This is a genomic window from Chamaesiphon sp. VAR_48_metabat_135_sub (assembly GCF_031418915.1).
Lineage (GTDB): Bacteria > Cyanobacteriota > Cyanobacteriia > Cyanobacteriales > Chamaesiphonaceae > Chamaesiphon.
The window spans coordinates 1-13,784 of sequence record NZ_JANOJV010000322.1; the positions used below are offsets into that span (position 1 = coordinate 1).

The following is a 13,784-nucleotide window of genomic DNA, read 5'->3' on the forward strand; positions in this document are numbered from 1 at the left end:
TTTTGTTAATTGATGTTTCTACATGGAAAGGACATCATGAAATATACTTTAAAAATATCTTACTTACTTTAAACAAAGATAATTACTTTGTTTATGCGGTATGTGCAGATAATATGGCACTGCGTCAGTGGATGGCAGATATGAATTTACAAAATTGCCAAATACTAGATGTTAAATTATCGTCAATCGATAAGATTTTATTGAAAGTTGTAGCCGCGATCGATAATATATTGCTAAAATTATCGATCGAGTCCCCTTTTCAGTACTTGTCAATTGGAACGCCACTCTGTGCCAAAAGTTTATTTAAACAAATTGGCAAGCAAATCCCAGTTTTTTTTGCTCATGCTGATTCAGCTATTCCTGCTGTTCCGCTTTGGTTGGCAAAAATATTCTTACCAAATAGTTGGATCGCTCTATCTATTCAGCCATCCTATCAAGCAGCAATCTCGATCGGCAAACATAAAAGTCGTCAAAGATTTGCTTCCGAACAACTATTTGCATTACCATCTTGTAAAGCTGTACTGGCACTCCATCCCATCTATCAAAACTTTTTTGAGAAACGGTTTAAACAATCAAAGTTTCTAGTTTTCCCAGAAATAGTAGATGTCGAGATTAGTGAAAAGTCTGAAATTGCAGATCGAATTCAAAATCTAGCGGGGGGACGAAAGATTATTTCGACGATTGGGTCTTTGTTACCAAAGCGAAATCTCAAGCTCTTCTTGGAATCAGCTCGGAAACTAGATAGTAGTGAGTATTTTATTCTGGTCGTCGGTCGTTTTCCCAAGCAAGGTTATTCTACGGCAGAAATTGAGTACATTCAAAAATTACTATTAAATTTCTCCACCAACTCATATATCGATCTAGATTACTATATTCCTGACGAAACAGAATTTAATAAGTTACTAGCTATTTCCGATCTGATTTATCTGCAATATAAAGATCATTCTTGCAGTAGCAATATTTTATCAAAAGCGATCGAACTGAGAAAACCGATCCTAGTCAATAGTGGTTATTTAATGGAAAAAGTTGTCAGAACCTATGATTGGGAGGCAATTGTACCTGAAGATCCCGAAATAATTGCTAAAGAAATAATAAATCTCGTTCATAACTTTACCATTAACGAAGAAAAGTACAGCCAGTTTTTAAGCGATTATAATGCTGAAAATAATAGATTAGCAATCTGCAAAGCTTTAGAATTTCTGTGAGTTATTATTTCTGTCAAATGAAACTACTTTATATTAATAAGATTAAGGCTAACGTTGGTTGGGGGTTTGAAACTTTCCTCGATCGATCTCTTCACGAACATGGAATCGAAACAATCTGTGTCGATTATCAAGAGAATGCTTATTCTCTTGCAAACAGCTTACTAAATATAACTAATGATTTTGATGCAGTCTTATTGCAAAGAGGTTGTGGGTACCTAATTCCGCTAGAAATCCTCACCGCAATTAACCGTCCCAAGTTTTTGTTATTTACAGAACTCGTTCCTCGCAATCTGGATCAGCATTACTTACTAAAGTCCGATCTCTTCGAGCATATATTTTTTAGATCTTTACCCTGTATCGATTCAGTTTTAGCTCAAGGTTGGCGAGCAAAAGATCGATTGAGTTTATTCCTCAGTTCGATCGATCCCTGTTTTCATCAACCGATTAATGGAATTGAAAAAGACATTGATGTACTGTTTATTGGTACGTTATTACCGCGCAGACAGAAAATCATCGACGAACTAGCTCAGAGCTTTAAAATCGAGACCGGAAACGCTTTCGGTCTCGATATGGTTAAGTTAATTAACCGTGCTAAAATCGTACTGAATATTCATGGCGAAGATTTTTTAGATACGGAAACTAGAGTTTATGAAACACTAGCTTGTAAAGGGTTTCTATTAACAGAAACCTTGTCTGCTGAAAATCCATTTCAATCTGGTGTAGATCTAGTTGAAGCTGTGGATATTGAGGACTTGAAATCCAAAATAGCTTACTACTTAGAAAATCAGATCGAACGAAATACGATCGCCAATCATGGTTATGAATCAGTAATTCGTCACCACTCTTTTGGCGATCGCGCCAAACAGATTAAACAGATAATTGAAAAATATTTACCCAGCGAATCCCCTGAAAACGATCCATTCGATCGAGAATATTTACAACGCTGTAGCAGACAAGAAAGTCATACCAAAGTCATTGATACATTTCGGTTTGGGAGCCGTCGCTTATTAAGTTCAATTAAGAGGAGATTCATTTAATATTATGAATATTGGCATCGTCACAATGTGGTTTGAGCGAGGTGCGGGTTACGTCTCCTTGCAATATCGTCAGTCATTTAGCTTGCAGCATAATGTTTTTGTCTATGCTAGATCGGGTGAGGATCGAAAAGGCGATCCAGTTTGGGATGATGCTAATGTAACTTGGGGGAAATCTAGTAATTTACCCGTCGCTACTGCGATCGATCGTCAAGATTTTGAAACCTGGATTAAAGAGAAAAAGATCGATCTTGTTTTCTTTAACGAACAACATTGGTGGGAGCCATTAGGTTGGTGTCTCGATCTAGGCGTAAAAACAGGAGCCTACATCGATTATTACACTGAAAAAACCATTCCATTTTTTGCTGCTTACGACTTTTTAATCTGCAATACTCATCGACATTATTCAGCTTTTGACTGGCATCCGCAAGCTTTTTACGTTCCCTGGGGAACAGATTTAGAGCTGTTTAAACCTAAAAGTTTCGAGCCTTGCAATCCAGACAAAATTACATTCTTTCATTCCTGCGGGTACAGTCCCCAGCGCAAAGGAACCGATTTCATCATTGCAGCTTTTAAAAATATTACTAAACCTGCAAAGCTAATTATTCATAGTCAAGCTAATCTCCTTGAGGCACTTCCCACCCAATCAAAAATGATTCAGGAGCTACAAGATAAAGGCTCTCTAGAATGTATTCAACAGACTGTTACAGCTCCAGGACTATACCATTTGGGCGATGTATATTTAGGTTTATCGCGATTAGAGGGGTTGGGTTTACCACTAATTGAAGCTCAAGCCTGTGGATTGGCGGTAGTGACTTGCGACAATCCACCCATGAATGAATTTATCACTGAAGGGCTGGGATCTGTTGCCAAGATCGATCGATTGTGGAGTCGCAATGATGGCTATTACTGGCCGCAATGTGCGCCAAATATTCAAAGTCTGACGGAAATATTGGATTTTCAGGCTGGACAATTCGATCGTATTCGAGAATTAAAACAGGCTGTTCGTCGCCATGCAGAAGAAAAGTTTAATTGGATGGATAGAAGCAAATCGATTAATGATATAGTCGGTGGAATCGCAGTCGATACCGTCAGAAAAACAAATGCTGTTAAGCAATCTCTTAATTTTGAGAGAAGCAGTCAAGGTATCATGTACCGGACTGCTTTAAATTATCCTCTCTTATGGAATATGTACCAACAAATTAAGAAAAAATGAAAAAGTTTTTTGGTAGACTCCTAGCTATTTTAAGTTCAAAAATTTTCTCATTACTCAGAGGTGGCAAACCTGAAATGTGGGAAAGAGATGAAATTAGACAAATGAAGTACTCATTTTCACAATTTGGTGAAGACGTGGTAATTTCAAAGTATTTGGATAATCTCGATCCTCAAGATGGAATATACCTCGATGTTGGATCGTTCAACCCAATCACTTTTTCAAATACACTGTTGCTTCATAAACGAGGATGGCAAGGGATAAATATTGATATAGATCCTGATAAAATCGACGAATTTATCGAGTCGCGTCCTAGTGACTTTAATGTTGTAGCGGCAGTATCTGACAAGGTCGAAAAATTAAAGTTTGCTTGTTATCCGTCTAGAGCAACCAATCAACTTTTCCCTCTCGAATCAACGGAACACCTTTCTATTCTCGGTCAAGAGCCAACCAAAGTTGTTATTTTAGAAACAACTCGCCTAGACAAGATTTTGGAATCTTCTCCATTTTCAGATAAAAGTATTCATTACATGAATATTGACTGTGAAGGTCATGACTTTAATGTGTTAATAAGTTTCGACATAGAACGTTATTATCCTAAGGTTATTAGTATTGAAGCATGGACGGATGAAGATTTAGGGAAGATCGAAAATTATCTGTTGCCAAAAGGTTACAAGCTGAGTGCATATGTTCATCCAACTCAAATATTTACGCGACTTTAGATAGTTATAGCTAATAATATTTGAATAACTTTTTAATTGTTTTTATTACTAAATGCTATTTAATTCTTATACGTTTTTTGTATTTTTCTGTATTGTTACAGTTGGCTATTATCTGTTGCCACTCTGGACTACTCGCAAGCTATTCTTACTCATAGCTAGTTATATTTTTTATGCAGCCTGGAATCCACCATTTGTGGTACTGATTTTGTTTTCGACATTTGTGGGGTGGTGGTTTGCCAAACTAATCGATCGAGCCATACAGCCAGCTCCAAAAAAGCTATTGTTAATTATTAGTTTAATTATCAATTTAGGCTTACTGGGCTTCTTTAAATATGGTAATTTTTTACTTGACAATTTTACCAATTCAGTCAACGCCATTGGGATTAATTATCAGCCAGCCCACCTCGATATTATTTTACCAATTGGCATCTCTTTTTACACATTTGAGACTGTATCTTATACTCTCGATGTCTACTTTGGTAAAAGTAAAGCTTCAGCTTCGCTCCTTGATTATGCGCTATATTTAGCTTTTTTCCCTCATCTTGTGGCTGGACCAATTCTCAGAGCAGATGAGTTTATCAGTCAGTGCGATCGCAAACAACCATTTATATTTAGTAATTTCTGTTGGGGATTGAGCCTTGCAACTTTAGGTTTGTTTGAGAAAGTTGTGGTTGCAGATGGAATATTGGCACCAATTGTGGAAAGTCTGTATTCAGCTAAAGGAATTCCCAACTTTGCTTCAGCTTGGGGTGGAACGTTAGCTTTTACAGGACAGGTTTTTTGTGATTTTGCTGGTTATTCTACTTGCTCGATTGGGATCGCTTTGTGCTTAGGATTTGTTCTCCCTCTAAATTTTCACTTTCCCTATGCAGCAATTGGATTTTCAGATTTTTGGCGGAGATGGCATATTTCGCTATCAACTTGGTTGAGAGATTATTTATATATTCCTTTGGGCGGAAACCGCAAAGGAAATACTCGCACCCAATTCAATCTAATGATTACCATGCTATTAGGCGGCTTATGGCATGGAGCTGCTTGGACATTCGTTGTTTGGGGTGGTTTGCATGGTTTATACCTAATTGGCGAGCGATTATTGACCAAATCTCTCGGACATTACTCGATTTGGAAACGCCCAATTGTCAAATTTTTGCTAGCAATATTAACCTTTATTCTTGTCTGTTTTACTTGGGTGTTTTTCCGTGCAACTTCTTTCGAGCAAGCTACTACGATCTTAATGGCAATGCTCACATTTTCATCGAAGTCGGCAACTTTACTATTGGATGGGAAATCTATTCTGACGGCGAGTGGGCTGATGATAATTATCTTTGGTATCCATTGGTTATTAAAAGATCGAACCTTGGAAGATATTGTCGCGAAATTACCCTGGTGGTTAGTCTCTTCTGGCTTGGCGGTGATGCTTTATGCGATTGCAACTCTACCAGGTGAAGATCGATCGTTCATTTATTTTCAATTTTAGTTAGTTATGAATGCGGAAGGTCAAAATATTAAAACCATTAAATGGTCGAAAATTGGTATCCTAACCCCAATCCTATTAATTGCGGCTCTAGGTGTTAATGAAACATTACTCAAGCAAGCTAAACATCAGCCTTCAGTTGTTAGCGATGCCGATTTATTCTGCGATGTTTACACGAGAGTTCGAGACTTAGGCAGTGAAGATGTTGTCTTTTTGGGTGCGTCGCGAATGCAAGCAGGATTAGATCTAGCTACTTTTTACGATCGATACCCCAATAAAAAAGCGGTGCTTTTAGCTCAATCTGGTAAAGGTAGCTCCTATCCAGTATTCCAGAATATTGTTGATAAAACTAATTATCGAGGAATTGCGATTATTGATGAGACTGAGGGAACTTTGTCTTCTCAGAATAACGATCAGTTGCCATTTGTTAATCATTGTTATGATAGCTTTTCAATTAATCGACAACTAAATCGGAGTATGTCAACATGGCTTCAGAGTCATTTTGTGTTTTTAAATCCTCAAAGTAGTTCGCTGCGGTTATGGGGAAATCTCGCCAGCCAACGTAAACTTCCCGTACCTTTTTACACCAAAACTCTGAGCGATCGACAACAACTAACCGACTATGCTCGTGCCGATCCTAAAGCACTGCAAACACTTCACGCTGGTAGATTAAAAGATATTCAAAATGGTGCTCAAGAACCATCAGCACCGTTTGAAACTTGGTTCGCGCAGACTAAACATTGGCAACCACTAATTGAAAAATTTCAACAGCGGGGTGGTAAAGTTATCTTTGTGAGAATGCCCGTTGCTGAAGATCGCTGGAAATTTGAACGTAAAATCTATCCACCCGATCGATATTGGCAGCCGTGGATGAATCAGTTTAAACTCAAATCGGTACATTTTGCTAATTATCCCGATTTAGCTACTTTCCAACTTGCCGATACCTCTCATTTAGATATGCGTGACAAAGCCGCCTTTACGAAGATCTGGTTGACTCATCTGCAAGCGCAATTACCTAGTTTGAGCGCGACGAAACCTAAATAGCCATTTAGGTAGGGGCAATTCATGAATTGCCCCTACCTAAATGAGCATAATTTTAAAATCGATTGTATTTACTATTAAAAATTTATGAATTTATGAGGGATATCGAACCGGATGCTTTAGTATCGATCGTGATGCCTTGCTATAACAATGAAGCCTTTGTAAAGGAAGCGATCTATAGTGCCCTTAATCAAACTTATCCCCATGTCGAAATCATCGTTGTTGACGACGGTTCTAAAGATCGTAGTGTCGAGATACTTCGTTCCTTTGGCGGTAAAATTCAGTGGGAAAGTGGACTAAATCAAGGCGCACCGACAGCTAGAAATAGAGGTATTGCATTAGCACGGGGGAAATATATCAAATTCCTCGATGCTGACGATATTTTGCTCTCAGACTGTATCGAGCGTCAGGTAATTGAAGCGAGTAAATTAGCAATAGATCGCCAAGAGATTGTCTATGGTGATGCACTTAGGATCGATCGACAAGGTAATCCGCTTCCCAGTTATGCCTTCCAGCCCCGTCAACCCACTGTAGATCCGATCGAGCACATATTAGCGCATTGTCCGCTGACATCGTGCCCGCTGCACCAGAAAGCCCACTTAGTAGCAATCGGTGGTTTCGATCCCACTTTAACTCGCGGTCAAGAACACGATTTACACTTACGATTGGTATTATCGGGGGTGGAATTTGTCCACTATGCTCGTCCAGTTTATCAGTACCGAGAATATACCGATCCCGATCGGATTAGCAACCACGCTTATACAAAAAAAAGTGCGATGGTTCATTACAATGCGATCGAAAAACATATCACGCTCATTAAACAACAAACAGGTAAACCATTGACCGATCGAGTTAGTACTATTCTCGCCCAAAGATTGTGGCGATATGGCAGAGGTGTATTGCGAGAAGGTGCGGTAACGGAAGCCAATCTTTACTTTGATACCGCTCGTCAATTGGCTCCCAAAACATGTATTGTGGGACAAAATCCTTATCCAATTATAGTGCGTTTATTTGGTTCTCAACGCGCCGAGGTGTTGTTTTCAAAACTTAAAAGTTTACCAATCTGGTTGGGACAGATCCCCGACTTCTTCAAGAAGTCGGGGATCTAGCAGTACAGCTCATTTCTGCTTTTGGTGCGTTACAGCTTCGCCTAACACACCCTACGTAACTACGTAACTTATTACTTACTTTGGCAATGTCTCTAGAGCTAAAAATTGGTGTATATTTCTCAGCAAATGATGTTGTTTATGATTGGGCGATCGCGTTCCTGAATAGTTTTAGAAAATTCAATCCAGACTTACTTCTAATTCTGATTCCATTTAATGATAACTGCGATCGAATCTTCCAGCTCAAAGAGAAATACAACTTTGAATTGTATGTTGATGATTCATTCGATCGATTAGAATCGATCGGGCAAGCTTTTGAACTCGGTCATACTCCCACTGGCCCATATTGGTTCAGACGCTATGCGGCATTCTGGGGTAGATTAGACCGCTTTATGTACTTGGATGTCCGGCAAGTTATTTTGAGCGATCTCACGCCCTTAATTACCGCTTTAGATGAGTTTAATTTTGACTTCCTTTATTATGACTGTGCGATTAACCAGGTATACGAACCAGGCGAATTTCGTCAGCAGCTATTGAGAGCAGGAAAAGGACGAGGCTTTAATTCTGGACGGTGGGCGGCGCGAAAGGGGCTATTCTCGATCGATGAATTTGAACAACTAGCTGCCGATGCATTAAAGATTCGTGGACAACTTAACGAGCGGAATACCGATCAAGCATTTATCAATTACTGTTGCGATCTCAAACCACTAAGATCCGGACATTTTGCTGAAGTCATCGGCAATATTTGTCAAAATGGGTGGGCGCGTCAGTCTGGAAAAATTTATCAGAGTGAAGGTAAATACTATCTATGGGATTATGGTGGACTAGATCATAAAAAACAGCTTGTATTGATTCATTGGGCAGGGTATAAATCAACAGATTTTCTACCTTATCAATATCTTTTACTTTCATTCAGTAAAAAACATGCAACATCATTGTCATTGTTCTGCTATTATATTGTTATATTTTCGATCAAAATGCCAAGAATACTCATCAAGAAATTAATTTCTCAAAAAAATATAAATTTCCTGTATCATTCACTCAAATCAAAGCAATGATATGAACATTAAATATTCTCCCGTTAACATTCGACATTATTTCAAGTATAAGTTAGGCATAGATTCTGCATATACACAAACATCTGAGCAAGAAAGAGCATGTTTACTTAAACATGCCACAGGCAAACATGTAATTGCGGAAATTGGTACATTTGAGGCTGTGAATACTAGAGCCTTCAGAAGTGTTGTCGCTGAGGATGGAGTTGTGATAGCGATCGATCCCTATACCCGAAGTTTGTTTGGACTATTGGGGTTTGGCTGGATTAGAAGAATAGCTCACGCGGAGGTAGCAAAAGTTAATCGAGCTAAAGTTGTGTGGATCGAAAATCTTGGTAAATTTGCCCCAGCAGAAGCACGGGTTAAGCCTTATCTTCCTGTCGATTTTTTATTCATTGATGGCGATCATTCTTATGAGGGCATCAATGAAGACTGGCAGGCTTGGAGCGATTGTGTTAAGCCTAATGGCATAGTTGCTTTGCATGACAGTCTAAATTCTAACCAGTGTGGATCGGAAATATTCACACAGGAAGTTATCTTGAAAGACAATCGATTTTCATTTGTGGAATCTATCGATACATTGACTATCGTCAAAAAAAATTAATTATGGCTTGAGGTTTTAGATTATACATTAGGAGCTATTACCCAAGTATAGTTTGACACCCAAAAACTCGCGTCAAGTCTCCCTGCTTCTAACCCTCCAATCCCACTCCTATCAATTCTTGACAAGAGCGTAAGAGTAAGAAGATGAAAAAGATTTCAGGAATATATACTCAGTTGTATGTATCAAAAATAACTTTTGAAAAATCTCTAACAGCCTTGGAGTTTCCTGTACTTTGCCTGTTAACAATCAAAGTGCTGAATGTGGGTTTTCTTTAGGGAATTTGTGGGTACATTAAGTATAGCTAGGCAGTATTAATTAAATTAATTGGAGATTTTAGACTATGCCGCAACTGGAATCAGCCGATCGAGATACATTATTATTCACAGTCGCAACTAATGGCTATGATGAGATCTTCAAGGATTGTCTCGATAGCCATCAAGCCTATGCCGATAGTCAGGGATACAAATATATTGCCTTTACAAAATCGCCGCCTGGTGGTATATCGGGATGTAACTCTTCTTGGGCGAAAGTGGCAATTATTTTAAGAGCATTGGAAAAAGGGTATAAAAATATCTTTTTTATCGACGGAGATGCTTTAATTCTCGACTATACACCACCGATCGATACTTTATTCCGCGACGATAAATTTGTCTATATGAGTAGAGAGGGTTCTGGCAAATTTAATGCAGGGGTAATTATTGTTGTCAACGATCGACAATCGGTTAAGTTCTTCCAACAGCTTTTACTCAGAGCGGATATTCCCAACGCGATGCTGCCAAAATCCGATCGAAATTTGTTTGAAAATGGTCATGTGATCAACTTAGCTAAAAACTCGCCAATAGTCGAGACAATTAATCCCAAATGGAATTATAATTCCACGACTATTTTACTAAATCCAGACGACAAAGAGTACGTTTCGCACGGGCGAGGTACATGGGCGAAAAAGCCGCGAGCAACAGAGAAACCAATTAGCGCATTTCAATCGCTACTATTGAGAATCGGTCAAGGCCCTCGTTACTTCTTACTCGATCGCATCCTCAAATTTTACGAGCGAGAATACCAGTTTTAGGCATCTATTATGAATATCGTTTCTTATATTCATCCGGTTAGCACCTATGTTCCCTGTACGGGAATTGGCAAACATATCAATCAAATATTGCTAGGTCTACAAGATCGAGATGAAATAGCCCTAAAACTTTTATTTTCGCAACAGTGGTTGACTGCTGATGGACGATTAGATCCGCGTTCGCCATTATCACCACTCCCATTTACCACCTTTCCCACTGCCGAAAATAGCACCGAGCGGACGTGGAAATTAGTAGGATTTCCGCGCATGGACAAATATGTCCCCGACGGTACAGATTGGCTCTATGCACCCATGCAAACCTATATCCCCGTCACCAAGTCTCCAGTCGCGGTGACTCTCCACGATATTCAGGCCTTCGAGCCAGATTTACCGTGGTCTCACACCTGGCAACATCGCTGGTTTGCCTATAAATGGGGGCGATGGGTGCGCAAAGCTCTCACCGATTGTCGCGTTGTGTTTACGGTTTCCGAGTTCTCTAAGCAACGGATGGTAGATTTATTGGGTGCAAATCCCAAGCAGATTGAAGTAATTGGCAATGGTGTCGATGCTGCCTTCTTTGAGATTGCCAAAGTCGATCTAGCGAGACTCGATCGACCCACTGAGTTACCCTATATCATCATTGTGGGTGGCTTGCGCGAGAAAAAGGGTGCAGATGATGTTTTAGCCGTTGCGCGGGTACTCCGCGACCGCCAAAGCGACTTACAGATAGTTGTTGCGGGGAATTCTGAATCTAATTATGTCGCCGCCGTCCAGGAGCATCCCAATATTACCTTGTTGGGGATGGTTTCAGATTCAGACTTACCCCGATTGCTGCGATGTGCGTCATCCTTACTATTCCTGTCGCCCTATGAAGGATTTGGAATTCCCGCATTAGAAGCAATGGCGGCAGGGATTCCAGCGGTAGTATCAGATCGCGCATCCTTACCCGAAATTGTCGGCGACGCGGGGATTGTGGTCGATCCTACTCAGACAGAAGCAATTGTGGATATTTTGGTAGATCTAGACCGAATGCCCCAATTACGGGAAGAATATATACAAAGGGGTCATCACCACGCAGCTATATATACTTGGTCGAGTTGTATCGATCGTTTAGTTACTGCATTTCATACTTTTTCCTAATGCTAATTACCGATAATCATCCTAAGATCGATATCTCCACCGTCCCAGGTCAACTGGTGCAATTTGGCTGTGGACTTTGCGCTCCCAGTCAATGGCAAAATTTTGATGCCAGTCCTACCCTGCGGCTCCAAAAACTCCCAGTAATTGGTTCGCTCGTTCCTGCTGGCGAGTTCGGTCGTTTTCCGGCCAATGTCGAGTACGGCAATATCGTCACCGGATTACCGCTCGCCGATGAGAGCGTTAAACTACTCTATTGCTCTCATGTGCTAGAACATCTAACTTTAGAAGAACTGCGCAAGGCACTACAAAATTGTTATCGGCACCTCGCACCTGGGGGGATATTCCGCTTTGTGCTGCCAGATCTGGAATTTATGTCCCAGCAATATCTTAACTCTGCCGATCCAGATGCTGCACTCGAATTTATGCGCGTCACTTACCTGGGGATCGAAAATCGCCATCGCGACTTTAAGGGATTTTTGAAGGAGTGGCTCGGTGGTAGTCAGCATTTGTGGATGTGGGACTATAAGTCCCTAGCGCGGGAACTTAGTGCAGTTGGCTTTGAGGATGTCCGTCGCGCTCAGTTTGGCGATTCTGGCATCGCCGAATTTGCGGACTTGGAAAATCCACAACGCTGGCAAAATGAACTGGGAATTCAATGTCGGAAGTAGTTGTCGCTAGTAGGACACATCCCCGATTCTCTTGAGAAAATGTTATGCCCATTCGCGGGACATTGAGGTAGGGGCAATGTCTTGTCGGTTTTTTTATTCGGAGGTTCCCTCCGAATAAAACCGCCGCTTCATGAATTGCCCCTACCTCAATGGAAACCAGATTGTTATTATCAGCACATAGTGTGAAACTCGATCGACCTGGGTATTCTAAGAATAAGTGTATCGATCGACTATAATGCTAAGGTCCAACCTCGCTACTTTAAGTAGAAGAAGACATCAAACTTTCGCTAAAATAAATGAAAAACATCATTTAATGCGGCAAGTAATCCGTCCTCCAGATCTAGCGATTCTCGGTTCTTTTCATGGAGTCAATACCGGAGACCAATCCCTAGGATTATCGGTAAAAAATTGTATTAAACAATCTATATATCGATCTGGATTTCAAAATATCTTTAGCTTAAAGAACTATCCCAAATGTCAATTAACAATCTGTGCCGGAGGTGCAACAGGTATTGAATCGATTGTCACGGAACTTGCCAAAAGAAATGCCGATCGACCAGAAATGACAGCTTTAGTAGGCATGAATTTTGCAGATGATGTCGCGAACTTTCCGGCATCAACACTAGAATTTTTACAGCAAGTTTCACATATTTCATGTCGGAGTAAAAGACAAGTTCAACAACTTGCCGAGATTTTGCACAAGGATGATATTCTTTACACGCCAGATAATGCGTTTGCCTACCCTTTTCAATCATTATCTCGCGGTATCGATGCTCACCGTCAGCCAAAAGTGTTGGGATTTAATGTCTTGAACTTATTCATGACATGGGTGAGAGGTAAAGGCTTTGTACCTGGCACTCCCCTCGCCGATTGGTATCGCAGCAATAATTCAGATATCATTAGCTATATCGATCGGATCGGCCCAGCTTATATCAAATATTTTAACTCTGTAATTTCAATTTATCGGGCGAGAGGATGGGAGATAGTCCATATTCCATTCACTCCTGAAGATGATTTATTTGCAAAAACATTCTTTAGATCTCATCAGATAAAATACCATAGCTTTTCGCCTCAGCCAGATGTAATATTTTCACATCTCCAAAAATGCAGCTTATTTATTTCTACAAGATTTCACGCCTTAGTATTTGCGCTAATTGCTAATGTTCCGTGTGTCCCAGTTAATTATGCCATCAAATGCAACGACCTTCTGACAGATCTAAATATTGACACCGCTCTCAGCATCGATCGATATCAATTAGTCGATTCTCTAGATCGATCGATTGCCAAAACTGTCTGTCCTCAACCATTATTGCTGAGTCGATCGACGCTAGAATTATTGCGACGCAAGGCTACCAGCAATATTAACAGTGCTTTTCAATCTATTTCACAAAAACAATATATCAGCAAGCTACTTATTAATAAAAATGCTGTCCAACTTGCCGATTTCAACTAAATT

The 13,784-nt window shown here is 40.1% G+C and carries 13 protein-coding genes; all 13 read left to right on the top strand.

The genetic code is table 11. The annotated features are described in order from the left end of the window. Positions 1 to 1,205, top strand: a 1,205-nt coding sequence (locus tag RMO55_RS21785) for a glycosyltransferase (protein WP_310430225.1), incomplete at its 5' end; no start/stop codon positions are given. A gap of 17 nt (positions 1,206 to 1,222) precedes the next feature. Further along, positions 1,223 to 2,242, top strand: a complete 1,020-nt coding sequence (locus RMO55_RS21790) for a glycosyltransferase (RefSeq protein WP_310430226.1) — start codon at positions 1,223 to 1,225, stop codon at positions 2,240 to 2,242. A 4-nt stretch (positions 2,243 to 2,246) separates the two neighbouring features. Next, positions 2,247 to 3,455, top strand: coding sequence for a glycosyltransferase (locus RMO55_RS21795; protein ID WP_310430227.1), 1,209 nt, complete (start codon positions 2,247 to 2,249; stop codon positions 3,453 to 3,455). Continuing rightward, entirely contained in the window at positions 3,452 to 4,174 is a 723-nt protein-coding gene (locus RMO55_RS21800) for an FkbM family methyltransferase (RefSeq protein ID WP_310430228.1), read from the top strand. Before RMO55_RS21795 ends, RMO55_RS21800 begins: the two co-directional genes overlap by 4 nt. Before the next feature lie 52 nt (positions 4,175 to 4,226). After that, positions 4,227 to 5,651, top strand: a complete 1,425-nt coding sequence (locus RMO55_RS21805; RefSeq protein WP_310430229.1) for an MBOAT family O-acyltransferase — start codon at positions 4,227 to 4,229, stop codon at positions 5,649 to 5,651. Positions 5,652 to 5,657: 6 nt separating this feature from the next. Further along, positions 5,658 to 6,692 carry a hypothetical protein gene (locus RMO55_RS21810; RefSeq protein ID WP_310430230.1) on the top strand — a complete coding sequence of 345 codons (1,035 nt, stop codon included), beginning with the start codon at positions 5,658 to 5,660 and terminating at the stop codon, positions 6,690 to 6,692. 92 nt (positions 6,693 to 6,784) lie between these two features. Then, a complete protein-coding gene (locus RMO55_RS21815; RefSeq protein WP_310430231.1) occupies positions 6,785 to 7,798 on the top strand; it encodes a glycosyltransferase in 1,014 nt (337 codons plus the stop codon). Positions 7,799 to 7,884: 86 nt separating this feature from the next. Next, complete coding sequence (locus RMO55_RS21820; RefSeq protein ID WP_310430232.1) at positions 7,885 to 8,853, top strand: hypothetical protein; 969 nt, start codon at positions 7,885 to 7,887, stop codon at positions 8,851 to 8,853. A 1-nt stretch (position 8,854) separates the two neighbouring features. Continuing rightward, positions 8,855 to 9,454 (top strand): class I SAM-dependent methyltransferase, encoded by a 600-nt coding sequence (locus RMO55_RS21825; protein WP_310430233.1) that lies wholly within the window; start codon positions 8,855 to 8,857, stop codon positions 9,452 to 9,454. Between the two features lie 340 nt (positions 9,455 to 9,794). Beyond that, on the top strand, positions 9,795 to 10,523 hold the full coding sequence (locus tag RMO55_RS21830) for a hypothetical protein (protein WP_310430234.1): 729 nt from the start codon (positions 9,795 to 9,797) through the stop codon (positions 10,521 to 10,523). Positions 10,524 to 10,532: 9 nt separating this feature from the next. Further along, a complete protein-coding gene (locus RMO55_RS21835) occupies positions 10,533 to 11,660 on the top strand; it encodes a glycosyltransferase family 1 protein (protein WP_310430235.1) in 1,128 nt (375 codons plus the stop codon). Beyond that, positions 11,660 to 12,328, top strand: a complete 669-nt coding sequence (locus tag RMO55_RS21840) for a methyltransferase domain-containing protein (RefSeq protein WP_310430236.1) — start codon at positions 11,660 to 11,662, stop codon at positions 12,326 to 12,328. Before RMO55_RS21835 ends, RMO55_RS21840 begins: the two co-directional genes overlap by 1 nt. Positions 12,329 to 12,641: 313 nt before the next feature. Further along, positions 12,642 to 13,781, top strand: coding sequence for a polysaccharide pyruvyl transferase family protein (locus RMO55_RS21845; RefSeq protein WP_310430237.1), 1,140 nt, complete (start codon positions 12,642 to 12,644; stop codon positions 13,779 to 13,781). The last annotated feature ends 3 nt before the right edge of the window (positions 13,782 to 13,784 follow it).